This window comes from Streptococcus sp. 68 (assembly GCF_013277415.1).
GTDB lineage: Bacteria > Bacillota > Bacilli > Lactobacillales > Streptococcaceae > Streptococcus.
Window position 1 is genome coordinate 297,528 of the sequence record NZ_VMMX01000005.1, and the last position, 17,811, is coordinate 315,338.

Consider the following 17,811-nt stretch of genomic DNA (forward strand, 5'->3'; position numbering starts at 1 on the left):
CTCCTTCTGACTAATCAAGGACGCGAGTGCCACCTGCAACTTCAGCGATATAGAAGCTTGGAGCGTAGCCAACTACTTTCTCGTAGTGTTTGCCAACAGCTTCCTTAAAGGCCTCAACAGTATCTTTTTGCACCAAGGCAATGGCACAGCCGCCAAAACCTGCCCCTGTCATGCGAGCACCGAGAACACCTTCTTGTGCCCAAGCTGTGTGAACAAGAGTATCCAATTCCAAACCAGTTACTTCATAGTCATGCTCTAGAGAAACGTGTGACGCATTCATCAAACGACCGAATGTTTCCAAATCACCTGCTCGAAGGGTTGCTTGAGCTTTGAGGGTACGTTGGTTTTCAAGCACAGCATGGCGAGCACGTTTCAAACGATTTTCATCTTTAATCAGATAGCTGTATTGGTCAAAGGCCCACTCATCCAATTCACCCAAGGTCTGAATATCCAAAGCTGCTTGCAATTCTTCCACTGCTTTTTCACACTCAGCACGACGTTCATTGTATTTAGAGTCCGCCAATTCACGACGTTTATTGGTGTTCATGATAACAACGACATTGTCCTTCAAATCAAGTGGCACCAAGTCGTATTCTAAAGTATTGGTATCTAAGTAAATAGCACGTTGGTCAGCCCCCATACCGATAGCAAACTGGTCCATAATGCCAGAATTTACTCCGATAAAGTTATTTTCTGTTTGTTTTCCGATTTTAACCAAATCGAGACGCTCTAGTTTTAAATCAAAGAGATGCTCTGCCACGACCCCTGTCAAAAGTTCCAAGGATGCTGAAGAAGACAGGCCAGCACCATTTGGGATATTCCCATAAACATAAAAATCAAAACCTTTATCAATCACGTGCCCAGCTTCTTGCAAGAAATGAAGAACCCCTTTTGGATAGTTGGTCCAGTTGTGCTCTTTTTCAAATTTGAGGTCAGCGAGAGGCACTTCGATAATGCCCTTGTCCTCAAAGTTAGCTGAGTAGAAACGTAAAACTTGGTCGTCACGCTTACGAGCAGCCCCATAAGTTCCTAAGGAAATAGCTGCTGGAAATACATGTCCACCATTATAGTCTGTGTGCTCACCAATCAAGTTGATACGACCTGGTGAAAAGAATGTTTGGTCTGCTTCTTGACCAAAAACAGCAAGAAAGTCTTTACGAAGAGCTTCTGCAGTAAGATGTTGTGTCATATGATTTCTCCTTTGACTGTCCGTTAAGTCACCTTAACGTGTAATCGTTTTCTTCTATTGTATCCAAGGGATTTCCTAAGGTCAATCCTTTTTACTAAAATTTTACTAAACTATCAGTAAAAAGCAGAAAAATATGATATACTAACCTTAAAGAAGGAGGATTTATGGCTACCTTAAAAGACATTGCACAGCTAGCCTCTGTCTCTATCGCGACCGTATCCCGCGTCCTCAATCGCGACCAGAGCCTATCTGTTACAGAAGAAACCAGACACCGTATTTTAACTGTTGCTGAAGAGCTAGGCTACACCAAGCACCTCAAAACAGGCGAGTCCCATAAGCCCAAGCAAAAGATTGCCATTATTCAATGGGTCAGCGAACAAGGGGAGCTAGACGACCTCTACTACTACCAGATTCGCCTAGGCATCGAAAAAAGAGCCCAAGAGTTGGACTATGATATCTTGCGCTATTTTAATGACCATCCTTTTACCCTGAGCGAGGAAGTGATTGGAATTCTCTGCATCGGAAAGTTTAGTCGAGCTCAGATTTCTGCCTTTGAAGAATACCAAAAGCCCCTTGTCTTTCTAGACAGTGATACTCTTTCACTAGGACACACCTGTATTATCACGGACTTTTATACTGCCATGAAACAGGTTGTCGATTATTTCCTCAGCCAAGGAATGGACCGTATCGGGATTCTAACAGGCCTTGAAGAAACAACTGACCAAGAAGAAATCATTCAGGATAAGCGGCTGGAAAATTTCAGAAACTACAGTCAAGCGAAGGAAATCTATCATGATGAACTGGTCTTTCAAGGAAGCTTTACTGCCCAGTCTGGCTATGACTTGATGAAGGAGGCCATTCAGTTCTTGGGAGACCAACTCCCGCCAGCATTTTTTGCAGCCAGCGATAGTTTAGCTATCGGTGCTCTCCGTGCCCTCCAAGAAGCTGGAATCAGCCTGCCAGACCGCGTCAGCCTCATTTCCTTTAACGATACTAGCCTGACCAAGCAAGTCTATCCTCCCCTCTCCAGCATCACCGTCTATACCGAAGAAATGGGCAGAGCAGGCATGGATATTCTTAATAAGGAAGTACTCCACGGTCGCAAAATCCCTAGCCTGACTATGCTGGGAACCAGACTGACATTGAGAGAGAGTACAAGGAATGATTAGGATTACAAAACGACCTCTAGCAAGGCTGTTTCTCTAATAATCTCTATGATTCTGCTCCAACTCACACCTTTCGCTTATGTGCTTGGTGACTTTCTAGGTCTGCATCAACTTCAATGGTAATATTTTGAAAGCCACAATTTTTGAGGAAAATTCGAATAGATTCTTTACAAGTTTCCATATGCTCCATCTCTTTTAAACAAACATGGACAATGGCATTTTTTTCCAAACCATCCATAGTCCAGAGATTAAGCTGATTGATACTAGCGACATGGTCCAATTCTGCTAAATCCGTCTTGATCTTCTGGATATCTACTCCTTCTGGCACTGCATCGAGGAATATCTTGAGCGTGCTCCAAAAACGTGGAAGGGCTTTTGACAGAATAAAGAAGGAAATAACAAGAGACAAGAGCGGATCCAAGATATACCAATCGGTAAATCGAAGAACAATGGCCATCAGGATGACAGTCACCCAACCCAAGGTATCTTCCAGAAAGTGCAGGCTGAGAATGGATTCGTTCTTGGTTTGTCCTTTGCGAATGACGAGACTCGCTAGCACATTGATAGTAATCGCAATAATTCCTAACCAGAGAATCCCCTCATCATTGACCGGTTGTGGATGAAAGATTTTCGCTATATTTTCCAAAATGACCAAAACGGACCCTGTCATAAGAATCACAGCCGTTACCATAGCCCCTAAAAGGCTAAAACGCTTGTAGCCCAAGGTATAGTGGCTGTCTTCTTCACGATTAGAGATTGTTTCTAAAAAGGCCGATATGCCAATGGCTATAGCATCTCCCAAGTCATGGACAGAATCAGCAAGAACTGCACTGGACCCAAACACTCCACCAGCGATAAACTCGACAATGGCATAAGTCAAATTTAAGAAAAAAGCTAGCCAAACAGTATATTTTGCCTTCATATTTCTCATTCCTTTGTTATAATAGATTTATGAACATCTTGTTCATTATCATTATCCACTAAAACTCAAAGAAAGGATAGAAGCAAAAGGTCAGCTTTATTCAGTTCTGAACAATTTGCCCCAAGTGTCCATATGACTAACATTGACCGCCGTATCAGTAAAACAAAAAAAGCCATCTATCAAGCTTTTCTACAACTTTTGAATGCTAAGGGCTACGAGACCACTACTGTTCAGGATATCATTGATCTTGCAGATGTGGGACGCTCCACCTTTTACTGTCACTATGAGAGTAAGGAGCTGCTTCTGGACGAGCTCTGCCGCTACCTCTTCCATCACCTCTTTGAAAGAGAAAAATCCATTTCAACTAAGGTTTATCTCGCCCATCTCTTTCTTCATTTTCAGAAAAACCAAGACCATATCACCAGTCTGCTATTCTCCAAAAATGACTACTTCCTTCGCCAACTTCATAAAGAACTGGAGCACCATGTCTATCCCATGTTGGCTGATGAGTTGAAAGAATCTCACCCAAGTCTGCCTACTTCTTACCTCCAACACTTAATCGTATCCAACTTTATCGAGACATTGACCTGGTGGCTCAAAAAAGGGCAAGATTTCACAGAACAGGAAGTTGTCCAATTTTATCTAGACCTTCTCATTCCTAAAAATTGAATACAGATTAAAGCTCGGTTGCCTTATTTCTAGGCTACTGAGTTTCTTATCTTTTCAATAATCAAAAAGCCCAGACGAAATTGTCTGAGCATTCTTTTATCTAGTCGTTTAAGGAAGTTTAGTTCAGTATGCTTAAAGTCTCTGCCCCATCATTTCTTCAACAAACCTTGTTCTTGTAGAAATTCCTTGGCTACTTGTTCTGCTGACTTGCCTTCAACACCGACTTGGTAGTTGAGCTGGCTCATCTGGCTTTCAGTAATTTTACCAGCCAATTTATTGAGAACCGTTTCCAACTCTGGATGTTTCTTGAGAAGAGCTTCTTTCATTAGTGGAGCCCCTTGATAAGGTGGGAAGAGTTGTTTGTCATCTTCCAATACCTGTAAATCATAACGTGCCAATTCCGCATCAGTCGAATAGGCATCCGTGATTTGAATATCACCTGACTGAATTGCCTGATAGCGAAGGGCTGGCTCCATGGTCGCTACATTAAGCTTGAGACCATACATTGATTGCAAGCCCTTATTTCCATCTTCACGGTCATTAAACTCAAGTGTAAAGCCTGCCTTCAACTGCCCTTCCACTTTTTTCAAGTTCGAAATGGTCTTCAAGCCATATTCTTGAGCAATCTTTTTCGGAACAGCTACAGCATAGGTATTTTGATAAGACATGGGTTTGAGATAGGCTAGATGATCCTGTTTGGCAATGCCATCACGCGCCACATTATAAACCTGCTCTGGCTCATGACTTACTTTCGGTGATGGTTGAAGTAAACTTTCAGTCACCGTACCAGTAAATTCAGGATAGATGTCAATATCACCTTTTTTCAGAGCTTCATAAAGGAAACTTGTCTTCCCAAAATTCGGTTTAACAGTCGCGGTCATACTGGTATTTTCTTCAATCAGCAACTTATACATATTGGCCAAAATTTCTGGTTCCGGTCCCAATTTCCCAGCAATGATCAAGTTCTCTTTCTCTTTTTGAACTAAGAGGGCTGGACTATAAGATAGACCGAGCAATATTGCCACCAAGGCAAAACCAGAAAAAATCATCCGCAATTTTGCTTTTTCCATCACTTTTAGTAGGAAGTTAAAGGCAATGGCCAGCACTGCAGAAGAAAGTGCCCCAATCAAAATTAGACTGGCATTATTACGGTCAATTCCCAAAAGGATAAAGGAACCCAGTCCCCCTGCACCAATCAAGGCCGCCAAGGTTGCCGTACCAATAATCAAGACCGCTGCCGTCCGAATCCCAGACATGATAACGGGCATAGCAAGCGGAATTTCAAACTTCTTGAGTCGCTCCCACCTAGTCATCCCAAAGGCAATCCCAGCCTCTTGCAGACTCGGATCAATTCCCTTTAGCCCAGTGATTGTATTTTGCAAAATCGGAAAAATCGCATAAATCACTAGAGCTGTCAATGCAGGCAAAGTTCCAATTCCCATCAAGGGAATGAAGAGTCCCAACAAGGCCAGAGACGGGATGGTCTGGAAAATCCCTGCAATCTGCAAGACCCAGTCGGCCAACTTCTCATGATAGCGAAGAGAAACAGCCAAGGGAATTGAGATAAAAATAGCTAGTAACAGGGTCAAAAGTGACAACTGCAAATGTTGAGATAGAGCTGTCAACCAATCACTAAAACGATCCTCAAAAGTTGCAATTAAATTAGTCATGAACACCACCTCCAAACAAGTCTGCTACAAAGTCTGTGGCAGGCGCTTTTAAAATGGTCTCGGGATTCGCTACCTGGCGAATTTCTCCATCCTGCAAGACAGCAATACGGTCCGCCAATTTCAAAGCTTCATCCGTATCATGGGTCACAAAAATCGTTGTCATCCCAAATTCTTTATGCAATTCTTTTGTCAGAACCTGCAACTGTTTTCTCGAAATAGCATCCAAGGCTGAAAAAGGTTCATCCATGAGGAGAATCTTAGGCTGACCAATCATGGCTCGGACAATACCGACCCGTTGCTGTTCTCCACCAGATAATTCACTCGGAAGTCGATGCCCATACTCGGCTACTGGTAAACCAACCTTAGCCAAAAGCTCTTCAGTTTTCTGAGCAATTTCTTCCTTAGTCCAGCCCTTCATCTCAGGAATCAAGGCAATATTTTCCGCAACCGTTAGATTGGGAAAGAGAGCAATGGCCTGTAAAACATAACCAGTAGACAGACGAAGCTCCCGCTCGTCATAGTCTTTGATGCGCTTGCCATCCATATAAATATTTCCATCAGTCGGTTCCAAGAGACGGTTAATCATCTTAATCATGGTCGTCTTACCGGATCCAGAAGGTCCAACTAAAACCATAAATTCCCCATTCTCAATCCGTAAATTGACATCTCTCAAAACATCTTTTTCTGTGTAACGTAAAGCTACATTTTTGTATTCAATCATTCTGTATCCTCATTTAAAACTTCCCTCGATTGGTCAAGTCTTCTACCTTAGGCATGACTTCCTTATTGTCCCAATGCTCCACAATTTTCCCGTTTTCTAGACGGAAGATATCGTACTGGGCATAGGCAAGGCAATCAATCTGAGTCTGACCATAGCTAACCACATAGTTTCCTTGTCCTAAGAGTTGGAAAACAAAGTCAAAAGTGGCATTTACTTATAAACAGCTAATTTGATCTATTTTAATCCTCATTTGCCTTCTCTTTCAGATTAGCCAAAATTCTTTCTTGAAAGGATTCAAATTGCCGAATTTCTTCCTCTGAAAAACCTTTGTAAAAAACCGTATCCAATTTCTGACTGACACGATGTCCCACTTCTTTCTGGGACTTGCCCAACTCCGTTAAAACTAAATACTTCTTACGCTTGTCTTTTCCACACGGACTAACAATTACAAGTTTTTGTTCCTCTAGCTTTTTTATCATAGTCGTCAGCGTATTATTCGCAAGCCCAGTCGCAAGCGCAATATCTGTCGCAGTTGCACAGCCAGTTTCACTATTCCATAAAACCGCTAAAATCTTGCCCTGTTCACCCCTATAAAGAGCTTCAGGGTCTTGACTCAGTAACTTTTGAAAAATCCGCCCATTCAACAAACGAATATGATGGGCTAGCAAATGACTATCTTTCATAACACCTCCAATTTATTTCCATATCGAAATGAATAGAATAATTGTAACACTTGTTCTTTCAACTGTCAACTATTTCGATATAGAAATAATTTTTGTTAATGATTCACACCACCATACTCCGGCTCAACTAACTTTTAACGAGAGTTTCTAAACTCCCTCGTCCTCCAGTCTACAAAAGCCTTTCATCCGTACTATCCTATATTTTATGAGGGGACACGTTTTTCCTATCAGACAATTTATTTTAAAGATAGAAGTAAATCATAATTGCTTCCATCTGTTCTTTTATAGTATATTGAAGTTGGACTAGGGCACTGTATCTTCTAAAACATTGATAGAAAGCGATTTGAATTTCCCAATCAATTTGTTCGTATTTATACTCAATGAAAATCAAAGAGCAAACTAGCCGCAGGTTGCTNNGTCAGTCACATATATACGGTAAGGCGACGCTGACGTGGTTTGAAGAGATTTTCGAAGAGTATTAATTTCACCTTACCCTATCTTTCTCATAGCACCCTTCAAACCGCCTATACCCTACCGTTTGACGATTCCTCACTTCGCTCCACTTCCATTACAGAAGTTTCTTCACTACTATTGCTTCAGCTAACTTCTCATGATTCCTTGTTACTACTATCTGAGCGCTCACGAGATAGGTCTTATAAAAAATGCTTTGATCCACAATGGAATCAAAGCATTTTAAAAATCTCCCCATACATAAGCGCAGAAGCTGCGGTTCCTCTGTACTTAGCTTCTTCTCTTTTGATAAAGCGGGCCAAGTTGAGCAACTCAGGTGCCGGATGTCTGGGATTCTTGAGCAATTCACGATTGACCAGACCTGAGAGACGAACTGCCAGCAATTGCTCATTTGTAGTAGGCAGTTTTTTAGCAGTCTCTAGGAGAGCAGCAACTAAATCTTCACTCAAATCATGTCGAGCATGATTGTAAAGATCTTTTACAAGGCTTTCTAGGTTTGGTTCTACCATCCCTACCACCTCCTTAAGTTTAATAATTTTTAATCAAGTCAACCGTTGAACGATCCAATTTTTTCACCAAGGCTTGTAAGAAGGCTTGCGCTTCTAGGAAGTCATCCATTGCATAAAGTGTTTGGTGAGAATGGATATAACGAGCACAGACTCCGATTGTTGTAGATGGGACACCACCATTTTTCAGATGAGCTGCGCCAGCGTCTGTTCCGCCTTTACCACAATAGTATTGGTACTTGATACCAGCTTCTTCAGCTGTTGTCAAAAGGAAATCCTTCATACCTGGGAGAAGCAAGTGACCTGGATCGTAGAAACGAATCAAGGTTCCATCTCCAATCTTGCCTTGACCACCGTAGACATCACCTGCTGGGGAGCAATCAACTGCGAGGAAGACTTCTGGGTCAAACTTGGTTGTAGATGTATGAGCACCGCGGAGACCAACTTCTTCTTGGACGTTAGAGCCAAGATAGAGTTCATTGCCAAGTTTTTGACCTGACATAGCTTCCGCCAACTCGCTAACCATGAGAACACCGTAGCGGTTATCCCAAGCTTTTGAGATGATATTTTTTTCATTGGCTGTCAAGATAGCGGAACTATCTGGGACAATAGTGTCACCAGGACGGATGCCAAAACTTTCTGCCTCAGCCTTGTCCGCAAAACCACCATCAAAAACAATATCTGCAATGGCTGGCATGGTTGGTCCACCCTTTCCACGAGTCAAATGTGGCGGGACAGAACCCGAAATCACAGGAATTTCACGACCATCACGAGTCAGGAGTTTGAAACGTTGGCTACTAACCACCATAGGGTTCCAGCCACCGATTTCTACCACACGGAAGGTACCATCTGGCTTAATCTCGCTGACCATAAAACCAACTTCATCCATGTGAGAAGCGACCAAGACGCGCGGTGCATCTGCAGCTTCTGAATGTTTAATCCCGAAAATACCACCCAAGCCATCTGTCACCACTTCATCTACGTGCGGTGTCAACTTTTCACGAAGATAAGCACGAACAGGTGCTTCATGACCTGAGATCGCAGCAAGTTCTGTTACTTCTTTGATTTTTGAAAATAATGTTGTCATTTCAGTTCCTTCTTTCTTTCATCCATTTTACCACTTTTTATAGGAGAAGGATAGCGGGAAGGTGGATTTCTAAATTAGTATCTTAGTCCTGCTCTATCTTAGAAAAAGCTTGTATTTTCTTGCATGTGAGCTGAAATCTAAGAACTATTCCAAGACAAACCTAATTATAAATAAACGTACAAAAAAATAATTTATAATAAAAACGTTCATATTTTCATGATTTACAGAATATTTTCGGTTGTTTTTCAATTGTTTTCAATAAAAATATTGACAAAAATATTAAATAATGATATTTTTAATACAAGGAGGAATTAAATATGAACATCTTATTGATAAACGGATATCAAAAACATGATTTCTGTAAAGGCGAACTTAACTTTAGCTTATACAATATTTTTTTAAATAAATTACGGCATCATCATAATGTACAGCTATCTTCAGTAGAATCATATGATATTATTGATGAAAGAAATAAGTTTTTATGGGCTGACCTAATTATTTTTCAATTCCCAATTTATTGGTTTAATGTTCCAGGAAAATTAAAATTGTATCTTGATAATGTATTTGAATATGGGCAGTTTTACTCATTTGCTGATAAATATGGAACTGGTGGACTCATGAAAGGGAAAGAATATATTATATCTTCAACATGGAATGCACCAGAATATACTTTTAATGATTCCAATGAATTTTTTAATGGTAAAAGTGTAGACGAAATTCTAATATCATTTCATAAAGCAATGGAGTTTTGCGGATTTACACAAAGAGAAACTTTATCATTTCATAATGTAGTAAAGAAACCTAACTTTGAACAATACAAAGCAAAACTAGAACAATACATTGATGACAAAATTAACAAATAATTAGTTTTAATATTAAAAAGGTGAAAATGTTAACAATATTCAACTTTAAAAATAAATTAAGTATTCATGAACAATTAGATCTGTTAAAACTTTTCAATGAAGGAAATGTTAAAACAGAATTAATTATTTCGCCAATAATACCTGTTAACGACAATGAATATTCTTTTTCAATTGCTTCGCAAAATATTGCTATAAAGGGGCGAAATGTTGGTGATTTAACCTGTGAACATCTCAATTACTATAATATAAAATATGCATTTGTCGGCCGTCTAGAACGACAAAAATTCTTAAATGAAACTAAAAATATCATTCGTTCAAAAATAAAACAGACAATAGTTGGAAATATAACTCCTATTATTTGTTTTGGCAAAAATAAAAATTATATTGCTGAGATACATCAACTTTTATCAGGAATTCAATTTCAAGGAAAAGAAATTATTATAGCATATGAAATTCTAAGTGCAACATTGAGTGGAAAAAAGGACTACAGTTTAGAAGAAATTTCTAATCATTTAACTATGCTAAAAAGGTATTTGTTCATATCTAGTCAAATATATAATTTTAAATATAAATTAGTATTTGGAGGAGGTCTACAATGTAAAGACATCCCTGAAATTATTAAATTAGGATTTGATGGAGTATTGATTGGAGATCGAACAAATACGTTATTAGAAGTATTTAATTTTTTAAATCAAAAAGAATTTTCCAACTAGTAAAAAATAAAAAAAGGAAAAAATCATGACCAAAACAATTCTTGTTACAGGTGGAGCTGGCTACATTGGCTCCCATACCGTTAAAGCTCTTTTAAATGCTGGCTATCAGGTGCATGTCCTCGATAATCTCTCTACAGGAAATCGTTCGGCTGTAGATAGTCGTGCTAGCTTTAAACAACTGGATGTTTATGATGCTAGCGCCCTAAAAGCTTACTTAGAAGAAAATCAGATTGATGCTGTTCTCCATTGTGCAGGTGAAATTGTTGTGAGCGAAAGTATTGAAAATCCAAGCAAATACTTCACTGCCAATGTTGCTGGTATGAACCAAGTTCTCAAAGTCTTATCTGAAGTTGGCATTCAAAAAATCATGTTCTCTTCGACTGCTTCCCTCTATGGTAATAACTGTATTGACAAGCCTGCAACTGAAGATACCCTGCTCGACCCTGTCAACCCTTATGCAGAAACAAAACTGATGGGTGAACGAATGATTTACTGGATGGCCAATCGCTACGATTGGAAATATGTCATTTTCCGTTACTTTAATGTAGCTGGGGCTGAAATGGATGCTTCAAACGGTCTGCGCGTGAAAAATCCAACTCACATCATTCCCAACATCAACAAGACCGCATTGGGACAAAATGATAGCCTAAAAATATTTGGAGATGACTACGATACACGTGACGGATCATGTATTCGGGATTACATTCATGTCTTGGACCTTGCACAGGCTCATGTTAAAGGAATAAACTACCTATTTCAAGAAAACAGTTCTTCTCAAATCTTTAACTTGGGAACTGAAAAAGGCTATACCGTCAAAGAAATCTTTAAAACTGCTGAAGAACTACTGAATCAAAAAATACCACACGAAATTGTTGCTCGCCGTGCTGGGGACCCAGCCAGCGTCCTAGCAGACGCATCAAAAGCTAAAAAATATCTTGATTGGAAGGCTAGCTACTCCCTCGAAGATATTATTTTATCGGATTATCATTGGCGTGTTAAAGAAGGCAAAAACATTTTAGAATAAATAGCAGAAACATCAATCATAAATAAAAACACAGATAGATGGCACTTGATAAATACCAAGTATCATCTATCTGTGTTTTATACATTAGAATCCAATTTATACTCTTCGAAAATCTCTTCAAAGCACGTCAACGTCACCTTGCCGTATAGATGTTACTGACTTCGTCAGTTCTATCCACCACCTCAAAACACTGTTTTGAGCAGCCTGCGGCTAGTTTCCTAGTTTGCTCTTTGATTTTCATTGAGTATTATTTTGCATTTCTCTTTAAAGAAAAATGGTCTGGGACGGGGTCCTTACCTGTTTTCGACCAGGGATGGCAACGTAAAATCCGAACCAAACCCATCAAAACACCCTTGAAGCCATGTTTTTCAATAGCCTCAATCATATAGTTTGAACAGGTAGGCTCAAAGCGACAAGAGGGTGGAAAGGCTGGTGAGATAAAACGTTGGTAAAAGCGCACAGGCGCTATTAAAATTCGTTTCATTATTTCTTGGTTACAGCCATGGTGTGTAGTTGGCTGATTTCTTTTTTATTAAGACGACGAGATTCTCCTGGACGGAGTCCTGTCAAGTCTAGATGTCCAAAACGGGTCCGAGACAACTTGTCCACTTGGAGACCAACAGCTTCAAACATCTTTTTAACCTGATGGTTACGTCCTTCATGGATGGTCAACTGTACCACAGAGCGGTTTTTAACTGGGTCCACTTTGAGAATCTCATAGACAGCCGGCTTGGTTTTCTTGCCATCAATCTCAACTCCACGGGTCAAAGGGCGGAGATTATCCTTATTGGCCACACCTTTAACACGCGCAACATAAACCTTATCAATCTCATTACGTGGGTGAATCATCTCATCTGTAAAATCCCCGTCATTGGTCAAAATCAAGACTCCTGATGTATCCCAGTCCAAACGACCTACAGGATAGATGCGCTCTTTGACATTGGGCAAGAGGTCGACAACCGTCTTGCGCCCCTTGTCATCTGTCACACTGGAAATAACACCACGTGGTTTGTTAAGCAGATAGTAGACCTTTTCTTCGTTGTAGATAGGTTGACCTTCAACTTCAACCTTGTCGCCTGACTTGATAGTGGTTGCTAGTTCACGTACCACTTGGCCGTTAATCGTCACCAAGCCTTGCTTGATCAGCTCTTCTGCTTTTCTCCTACTGGCCACACCTGCGTGGGCAATATACTTATTGATTCTCATCTTCTTCTATCCTTTCACCAAATAATTGGCTTTCTTGGGCTTGAATCTCAAGCTCATCAATCACTGGTAATTCTTCCAAATGGTTAATTCCCATGTAATCTAGGAAATAATCTGTAGTCACATAGAGGTTGGGGCGACCCAACACTTCTTTTTTCCCGTCTTCTCGTATCAAGTCAAAGGCCTGCAACTTTGCCAAGGCCCCACTCGAGTTGACCCCACGGATGGCATCAATTTCTATCCGCGTAATGGGCTGTTTGTAGGCAATGATGGACAAGGTCTCAAGGGCAGCCCGAGATAAACTCTGGTTGATAGGTGCTTTAGAGTATTCCTTCAAAATCTCTGCAAATTGAGGCTTGGTCACCAATCTATAAGCGCCCCCAGTCTCAATCAGATCCAAACTGGAATCTGGGTCCTTTTCATACTTCTGGGCTAATTTTTCTAAACTCTGTTGGATGCCTGTCGGTGGCAGAGAGAGGAGTTCAGCTAACTGGCGGACTCTAATCCCATCCTCACCCGCTACAAACAAGAGCGCTTCTATTTTTGCTAAAGTACTCATCTTTCCTCTCTATCAAGTCTAGTTTTGGGCCACTTGACTTTCTTCCTTCTTTTCCATGAGATAGATATCTCCGAAACTCTCCTCTTGCACGAGAATCAGCTCCTGGGTTTTGATTAACTCTAGGGTTGCCAAAAAGAGGGTAATGACCTCTTGGAGATTCTGGGCTTCCTTAAACAAATCCTGCAAGCGCAACTGGTCTCGTCCAGTCAAGGACTCTTTCACGATAATCATCATGTCCTCAATCTTATACTCATCCCGCAAGATGGTCGTGTGGTTCTGAGTAAACTCCTCTTTTTTCTTGGCTAGGATATTTGAAAAAGCCAAAAAGAGGTCAATGGTCGTCTTGTCATGCACAAGCTCCGCATCTTCGTAAATCAACTCTGTCGGTGCTTTGGAATAGTACTGGGCCCGTTCTTGGTGCTTGGCTTCCAAGCGCTCCCCTAAGAGCTTGAATTTGCGGTATTCTTCGATTTGAGAGAGAAGATCCTGCTCTAGGTCATCCTCCAAGTCTGTCACTTCTGCTACCTTTGGAAGTAGTTTGCGACTCTTGATCAGCATGAGCTGACTGGCCATGACCATGTACTCCCCCGTCACTTCCAGACGCATGGCCTGCAGGGTTGAGACATAGGCTAGATACTGTTCGATGACTTCTGTGATAGGCACATCGTAGATATCCATCTGGTACTTAGAAACCAGGTGCAAGAGCAAGTCTAGAGGCCCTTCAAAATCTTTTAGTTTAATATCCATTATCTATATTTTTCTAAAGTCAGGACTGTTTTTAATCCTAATTTTTTTGCAATTTCGTACAAATCGACCTTGTTTTCTATTTGTCGTAGAATGAACTGTTCCCGCAAGGCTTGGGCTGATAAGGCCGGAAAACCTTTCTCCTTGACAAAGGATTCTAGCTGACGAAAGGCCCACTGACGAGAATAGGCTTTCCCTCCCCTTTCAAAGAGATAAGTCTGCCCCATCAAGGGTTCTAATTCTGAAAGCAAGGTCGTGGGAATGGTGACAATCCTCTGTTGGGAAGCCTTCTTGATTCGCAACACCTGAAAATCCAGATTGATATCTGCAACCTTGATGGCTAAAATCTCACTGGGCAAGAGCCCCATTTCCAAAATCAGGAGAGCCAGTAAGCGGCCCTCTGGATAGTCGCTTTCCTGCCAAAAAGAGTCTAAGTCTAACAGTTCTGGCTTTTCGGTCTTCTTTTCAGCTTGTTTAGCTAATTCCAAGCGGTAAAAGCTATCCACTTCTCCTTTTTGATAGAGAAAGTAGAGAAATTGGTTACAGGTCGAAGTCTTTCGCTTCTGAGCGCTGATTTTTAGATTGACTAGCTGGGCTTGGTAAATCTTGAGACTGGTCTCAGAAATCCGCTCGCCTACAATGTCTAAAAATTGCTCCAAATCATACCTATAGGACTGCTTGGAATTGGCAGACAGACCCTGCTTTTCCTCTAAAAAGTCTGAAATCCTGTCTTTTATTTGCATCGAATCTCATATTCCTTACTAAAGTCATGCAAGAGGGCATTGACTGCCTTGAGGATAGACTTGCGCGTGATAATTCCTTGGAAAATACCAGACGCATCCACAACCGGCAAGAAGGACTCATCTACCAGCTTGTGCAAGACCTCCGTAATGGTAAAATCAGGCGAGACGACCGCTACGTCCGTTCTCGTCATATGAACGATATCCGTATCTGCCATGATTTCTTGACTCAAATCATGCTCCATCTGATAAGCCATAATATCTCTGAGCCCAATCGTCCCAACAAACTGTTTTTCATCTGTCACAACGGGAACACGGGTATAGGTCATCTGACTGAGCAAGAGGGTTGCATGATCCGCATTGTGAGTATCAATCAACACGGCTAGATTTTCAGCAGGGGTCAAAAAAGTTTCCTCCTGCCCCAACAAGAAAGTCTCAAACTCCTTGGCAATCATCGGCTAAACTCCTTGGACAAGCCCGGATACACCTCATGGACTCGTGTCAAAAAGTCCACTTTAAAATAACTGTCATCAATCTCCACACGAGCATAGAGACACTCTCTGATGGTCCCACGTGGTTGACTGATGGAACCTGGATTTAGAAAGAGGGTCTTGCCTTCCATCCAAGCGCTTGGCACATGCAAGTGACCATAAAGGCAGATATCGGCCTCTTCTTCCTGAGCCCAGTAGTCCAACTTTTGAAAGTTGAAATTGATGTCAAACAAGTGACCATGGGTTTGGATAATCTTGGTCGAACCAAGCTCAGTCACCAAACGTTCTGGGTAGCCGGCGTAGAAGTCCATGTTCCCTTTAACAACGCGTATGCCTTCCCAAAGGGGAGAATCTGGACGCAGTTCAGAATCGCCGTTATGAAAAACGGCGTCAACTTTGCCCACATAACGATCACGGATTTCTTCCACAATCAAGCTATCGCCATGGGAATCGCTCATTACAATGATGGTTTGCTTTGCCATGATGGAAATACCTCCAAAAGTTTCTTAACGGCTAAGGCACGGTGAGATTGACTATTTTTTTCTTCAAGGGTTAATTCAGCTGAGGACTTGCCTGTCTCTCCTACAAGGAAGAGAGGGTCATAGCCGAAGCCATTTTCACCCTTAGGTTCAAAGTTAATGTAGCCTGGCCAGTCTGCTTCAACAACCAAACTTTCCTTGTTGGGACTGGCTACGACTAGGGTTGTATGGAATTGAGCCGAGCGGTCCTTGAGTTCAAAGACCATGGCCAATTCGTGCAAGAGTTTAGCATTGTTTTCACGGTCAGTAGCTCCCACTCCTGCGAAACGAGCTGACCAGACACCTGGCAAGCCACCAAGGACATCGACTTTGAGACCTGAGTCATCTGCCAGAACCATCTTGCCCGTTAATTGGGAAATGGTTTCTGCCTTGAGGCGGGCATTTTCTTCAAAGGTCATACCTGTTTCTGCTACTTCAGGCAGGTCTGGATAATCATTAAGATTTTCCACATCGTAGCCTAGCTTGTCAAAGATAGCTCGGAATTCCTTGGTCTTGCCCTCGTTACGAGTCGCAATCAATAAGGTTTCTCTGACCTTGTTTGTCTCAAAGAATGCTTCTACATCAACACCTTCTTTAGGCAATTCTACATGCAGGAGTTGCCCATTTTCAACTAAGAGAAAAACCCCCTGACGTTGAATGACTTCCACATTTCGTCCCATTTCTTGGTTGAGGATATCTACCACAAAAGACAATAAACGGTAGAGAGAACCATAGCGTAAAACAGTAACAGAAACAGGAAAACCTCGATCCTCATCTCGAAATCTTTGGGCAAACTCCAATAGAGGAAAATCCAAGTCATCATCCGTCAACGTCCGGACGCCACCAAAAATACCATAGGACCCGACATACCAGTCCTGTTCATCCTTATATTCATAAATTTTATTTGTCATAATTCTACATGCTCCACATGAATCTCTTTTTCCAGCCATTCTTCACCAATTTGTGCAAAACTTTGGCTACTGGCTGTTGTGTAAAAACGGTGATGGAGTGGTCCGGCATCGCGACCACGATTGATTTCAAAATAATTGAGTAGGACTGAGATGTCCCGTACACACTCTGCTCCACTATCGATGAGCTGAACCTTGGGCCCCATGACATTTTGAATAATAGGTCTGAGCAGTGGATAATGGGTACAACCCAAAATCAGGCTATCCACCTTGCCAACCAAGGGACGCAGGGTTTCATAGACCACTTTCTTGGTGACACTGGTTGACAGGGCACCAGACTCCACCAAGGGAGCAAACTTGGGACAGGCCAAGCTCTCCACCTGTAAGTCCGGATCCAGATCATGGATTTTCTGGCGATAAATGCCAGATTGGACCGTCATGGGTGTTCCAATCACTCCGATTTTCCCACCTTGGCTGGACTTGATGGCTGCTGAAGCTCCTGGCAAAATCACACCCAAGACAGGAATATCTAGTTGAGCCTTGATTTCTTCCCAGACGACCGCAGTCGCAGTGTTACAAGCAATGACAATCATCTTGACATCCTTGGTCAAGAGAAAGTTGACCAACTGCCAAGTATATTCACGAATTTGCTCAGCAGGACGGGGACCATAGGGCGCCCGTGCCGAATCTCCAATATAGACGATTTCTTCATGGGGAAGCTGGCGCATGAGCTCGCGCACAACGGTCAAGCCCCCGACACCCGAATCCAAAAAACCAATTGGTCGATTATCCATACAGTCTTCTTTCTAGTCTTTTTTCTGATTGATAGTTCATTATGATTATTTATCCTTATGAACTGAATGACAGTCTAATCAATAACTATCTCTCTTAATCATAATCAAATATCAATAGAATGCAAGGAAAAAGTCTCATCCCTAAACATAACCAACATAGTGAGAAGTCT

Annotated in this window: 21 protein-coding genes and 1 pseudogene; 5 read left to right on the forward strand and 17 right to left on the reverse strand. The window is 41.6% G+C overall.

What is annotated here, in order from left to right; genetic code table 11:
• Window positions 1-10: 10 nt before the first annotated feature.
• Window positions 11-1,189: a galactokinase gene (locus HT720_RS03790; RefSeq protein ID WP_173274760.1), complete on the reverse strand. Its 1,179-nt coding sequence runs from the start codon at window positions 1,187-1,189 to the stop codon at window positions 11-13.
• 164 nt (window positions 1,190-1,353) lie between these two features.
• Between HT720_RS03790 and galR the strand changes: the two genes are divergently transcribed.
• Window positions 1,354-2,358: a DNA-binding transcriptional regulator GalR gene (gene galR / locus HT720_RS03795; protein ID WP_049511520.1), complete on the forward strand. Its 1,005-nt coding sequence runs from the start codon at window positions 1,354-1,356 to the stop codon at window positions 2,356-2,358.
• A gap of 61 nt (window positions 2,359-2,419) precedes the next feature.
• Here the strand turns inward: galR and HT720_RS03800 are convergent, their stop codons facing one another.
• A complete protein-coding gene (locus HT720_RS03800) occupies window positions 2,420-3,277 on the reverse strand; it encodes a cation diffusion facilitator family transporter (protein ID WP_173274761.1) in 858 nt (285 codons plus the stop codon).
• Between the two features lie 132 nt (window positions 3,278-3,409).
• On the opposite strand from HT720_RS03800, the gene HT720_RS03805 reads away from it, so the two are divergent.
• Complete coding sequence (locus HT720_RS03805) at window positions 3,410-3,946, forward strand: TetR/AcrR family transcriptional regulator (protein WP_173274762.1); 537 nt, start codon at window positions 3,410-3,412, stop codon at window positions 3,944-3,946.
• Window positions 3,947-4,095: 149 nt separating this feature from the next.
• Here HT720_RS03805 and HT720_RS03810 read toward each other — a convergent pair whose 3' ends face one another.
• From HT720_RS03810 to pepA, 6 genes and pseudogenes are all read right to left on the reverse strand, one after another.
• The gene (locus HT720_RS03810) at window positions 4,096-5,616 is read right to left on the reverse strand and encodes an ABC transporter permease/substrate-binding protein (RefSeq protein ID WP_173274763.1); all 1,521 of its coding nucleotides are present in this window, start codon (window positions 5,614-5,616) and stop codon (window positions 4,096-4,098) included.
• Window positions 5,609-6,337 (reverse strand): ABC transporter ATP-binding protein, encoded by a 729-nt coding sequence (locus HT720_RS03815; protein ID WP_173274764.1) that lies wholly within the window; start codon window positions 6,335-6,337, stop codon window positions 5,609-5,611. The genes HT720_RS03810 and HT720_RS03815 overlap by 8 nt, the downstream gene beginning before the upstream one ends.
• A gap of 13 nt (window positions 6,338-6,350) precedes the next feature.
• Window positions 6,351-6,542 (reverse strand): annotated as a pseudogene (locus HT720_RS03820) (polyketide cyclase); the annotation flags it as partial.
• Between the two features lie 34 nt (window positions 6,543-6,576).
• Entirely contained in the window at window positions 6,577-7,020 is a 444-nt protein-coding gene (locus HT720_RS03825) for a MarR family transcriptional regulator (protein WP_173233251.1), read from the reverse strand.
• Between the two features lie 683 nt (window positions 7,021-7,703).
• Window positions 7,704-8,000 (reverse strand): enterocin immunity protein, encoded by a 297-nt coding sequence (locus tag HT720_RS03830; RefSeq protein ID WP_057487917.1) that lies wholly within the window; start codon window positions 7,998-8,000, stop codon window positions 7,704-7,706.
• A gap of 19 nt (window positions 8,001-8,019) precedes the next feature.
• Complete coding sequence (gene pepA / locus HT720_RS03835; protein ID WP_164226041.1) at window positions 8,020-9,084, reverse strand: glutamyl aminopeptidase; 1,065 nt, start codon at window positions 9,082-9,084, stop codon at window positions 8,020-8,022.
• Between the two features lie 317 nt (window positions 9,085-9,401).
• Between pepA and HT720_RS03840 the strand changes: the two genes are divergently transcribed.
• From HT720_RS03840 to galE, 3 genes are read left to right on the forward strand one after another with little or no spacing between them, the layout of a single operon-like run.
• Window positions 9,402-9,947, forward strand: a complete 546-nt coding sequence (locus HT720_RS03840; RefSeq protein ID WP_164226040.1) for an NAD(P)H-dependent oxidoreductase — start codon at window positions 9,402-9,404, stop codon at window positions 9,945-9,947.
• 26 nt (window positions 9,948-9,973) lie between these two features.
• Window positions 9,974-10,660, forward strand: coding sequence for a triose-phosphate isomerase (locus tag HT720_RS03845; protein ID WP_173274765.1), 687 nt, complete (start codon window positions 9,974-9,976; stop codon window positions 10,658-10,660).
• Window positions 10,661-10,685: 25 nt separating this feature from the next.
• Window positions 10,686-11,684, forward strand: a complete 999-nt coding sequence (galE, locus tag HT720_RS03850; protein ID WP_173274766.1) for a UDP-glucose 4-epimerase GalE — start codon at window positions 10,686-10,688, stop codon at window positions 11,682-11,684.
• Window positions 11,685-11,931: 247 nt separating this feature from the next.
• On the opposite strand, the gene yidD is transcribed toward galE, so the two are convergent.
• From yidD to racE, 9 genes are read right to left on the reverse strand one after another with little or no spacing between them, the layout of a single operon-like run.
• Window positions 11,932-12,168 carry a membrane protein insertion efficiency factor YidD gene (gene yidD / locus HT720_RS03855; protein ID WP_173274767.1) on the reverse strand — a complete coding sequence of 79 codons (237 nt, stop codon included), beginning with the start codon at window positions 12,166-12,168 and terminating at the stop codon, window positions 11,932-11,934.
• Window positions 12,168-12,890: a pseudouridine synthase gene (locus tag HT720_RS03860; protein WP_173274768.1), complete on the reverse strand. Its 723-nt coding sequence runs from the start codon at window positions 12,888-12,890 to the stop codon at window positions 12,168-12,170. Before HT720_RS03860 ends, yidD begins: the two co-directional genes overlap by 1 nt.
• A complete protein-coding gene (gene scpB / locus HT720_RS03865; RefSeq protein WP_023933648.1) occupies window positions 12,877-13,446 on the reverse strand; it encodes an SMC-Scp complex subunit ScpB in 570 nt (189 codons plus the stop codon). The genes HT720_RS03860 and scpB overlap by 14 nt, the downstream gene beginning before the upstream one ends.
• 18 nt (window positions 13,447-13,464) lie before the next feature.
• Complete coding sequence (locus tag HT720_RS03870; protein ID WP_173274769.1) at window positions 13,465-14,193, reverse strand: segregation/condensation protein A; 729 nt, start codon at window positions 14,191-14,193, stop codon at window positions 13,465-13,467.
• Window positions 14,193-14,927 carry a site-specific tyrosine recombinase XerD gene (xerD, locus tag HT720_RS03875; RefSeq protein WP_316043873.1) on the reverse strand — a complete coding sequence of 245 codons (735 nt, stop codon included), beginning with the start codon at window positions 14,925-14,927 and terminating at the stop codon, window positions 14,193-14,195. The genes HT720_RS03870 and xerD overlap by 1 nt, the downstream gene beginning before the upstream one ends.
• The gene (gene cbpB / locus HT720_RS03880; protein ID WP_004260968.1) at window positions 14,924-15,385 is read right to left on the reverse strand and encodes a cyclic-di-AMP-binding protein CbpB; all 462 of its coding nucleotides are present in this window, start codon (window positions 15,383-15,385) and stop codon (window positions 14,924-14,926) included. Before cbpB ends, xerD begins: the two co-directional genes overlap by 4 nt.
• Entirely contained in the window at window positions 15,382-15,903 is a 522-nt protein-coding gene (locus HT720_RS03885; protein WP_164226033.1) for a metallophosphoesterase, read from the reverse strand. Before HT720_RS03885 ends, cbpB begins: the two co-directional genes overlap by 4 nt.
• On the reverse strand, window positions 15,879-16,850 hold the full coding sequence (locus tag HT720_RS03890; RefSeq protein WP_173274770.1) for a nucleoside-triphosphate diphosphatase: 972 nt from the start codon (window positions 16,848-16,850) through the stop codon (window positions 15,879-15,881). Before HT720_RS03890 ends, HT720_RS03885 begins: the two co-directional genes overlap by 25 nt.
• Window positions 16,847-17,641: a glutamate racemase gene (racE, locus tag HT720_RS03895; protein ID WP_173274771.1), complete on the reverse strand. Its 795-nt coding sequence runs from the start codon at window positions 17,639-17,641 to the stop codon at window positions 16,847-16,849. Before racE ends, HT720_RS03890 begins: the two co-directional genes overlap by 4 nt.
• Window positions 17,642-17,811: the final 170 nt, after the last annotated feature.

Excerpts from the sequence above, each read along its gene's own strand:
- HT720_RS03825 (WP_173233251.1), bottom strand. The coding sequence starts at position 7,020 with ATGAAAGATAGTCATTTGCTAGCCCATCATATTCGTTTGTTGAATGGG.
- HT720_RS03810 (WP_173274763.1), bottom strand. The coding sequence starts at position 5,616 with ATGACTAATTTAATTGCAACTTTTGAGGATCGTTTTAGTGATTGGTTG.
- HT720_RS03800 (WP_173274761.1), bottom strand. The coding sequence starts at position 3,277 with ATGAAGGCAAAATATACTGTTTGGCTAGCTTTTTTCTTAAATTTGACT.
- HT720_RS03845 (WP_173274765.1), top strand. The coding sequence starts at position 9,974 with ATGTTAACAATATTCAACTTTAAAAATAAATTAAGTATTCATGAACAA.
- HT720_RS03890 (WP_173274770.1), bottom strand. The coding sequence starts at position 16,850 with ATGACAAATAAAATTTATGAATATAAGGATGAACAGGACTGGTATGTC.
- pepA (WP_164226041.1), bottom strand. The coding sequence starts at position 9,084 with ATGACAACATTATTTTCAAAAATCAAAGAAGTAACAGAACTTGCTGCG.
- HT720_RS03790 (WP_173274760.1), bottom strand. The coding sequence starts at position 1,189 with ATGACACAACATCTTACTGCAGAAGCTCTTCGTAAAGACTTTCTTGCT.
- HT720_RS03870 (WP_173274769.1), bottom strand. The coding sequence starts at position 14,193 with ATGGATATTAAACTAAAAGATTTTGAAGGGCCTCTAGACTTGCTCTTG.
- HT720_RS03805 (WP_173274762.1), top strand. The coding sequence starts at position 3,410 with ATGACTAACATTGACCGCCGTATCAGTAAAACAAAAAAAGCCATCTAT.
- HT720_RS03815 (WP_173274764.1), bottom strand. The coding sequence starts at position 6,337 with ATGATTGAATACAAAAATGTAGCTTTACGTTACACAGAAAAAGATGTT.
- HT720_RS03860 (WP_173274768.1), bottom strand. The coding sequence starts at position 12,890 with ATGAGAATCAATAAGTATATTGCCCACGCAGGTGTGGCCAGTAGGAGA.
- galR (WP_049511520.1), top strand. The coding sequence starts at position 1,354 with ATGGCTACCTTAAAAGACATTGCACAGCTAGCCTCTGTCTCTATCGCG.
- HT720_RS03885 (WP_164226033.1), bottom strand. The coding sequence starts at position 15,903 with ATGGCAAAGCAAACCATCATTGTAATGAGCGATTCCCATGGCGATAGC.
- HT720_RS03830 (WP_057487917.1), bottom strand. The coding sequence starts at position 8,000 with ATGGTAGAACCAAACCTAGAAAGCCTTGTAAAAGATCTTTACAATCAT.
- HT720_RS03840 (WP_164226040.1), top strand. The coding sequence starts at position 9,402 with ATGAACATCTTATTGATAAACGGATATCAAAAACATGATTTCTGTAAA.
- cbpB (WP_004260968.1), bottom strand. The coding sequence starts at position 15,385 with ATGATTGCCAAGGAGTTTGAGACTTTCTTGTTGGGGCAGGAGGAAACT.
- galE (WP_173274766.1), top strand. The coding sequence starts at position 10,686 with ATGACCAAAACAATTCTTGTTACAGGTGGAGCTGGCTACATTGGCTCC.
- racE (WP_173274771.1), bottom strand. The coding sequence starts at position 17,641 with ATGGATAATCGACCAATTGGTTTTTTGGATTCGGGTGTCGGGGGCTTG.
- yidD (WP_173274767.1), bottom strand. The coding sequence starts at position 12,168 with ATGAAACGAATTTTAATAGCGCCTGTGCGCTTTTACCAACGTTTTATC.
- scpB (WP_023933648.1), bottom strand. The coding sequence starts at position 13,446 with ATGAGTACTTTAGCAAAAATAGAAGCGCTCTTGTTTGTAGCGGGTGAG.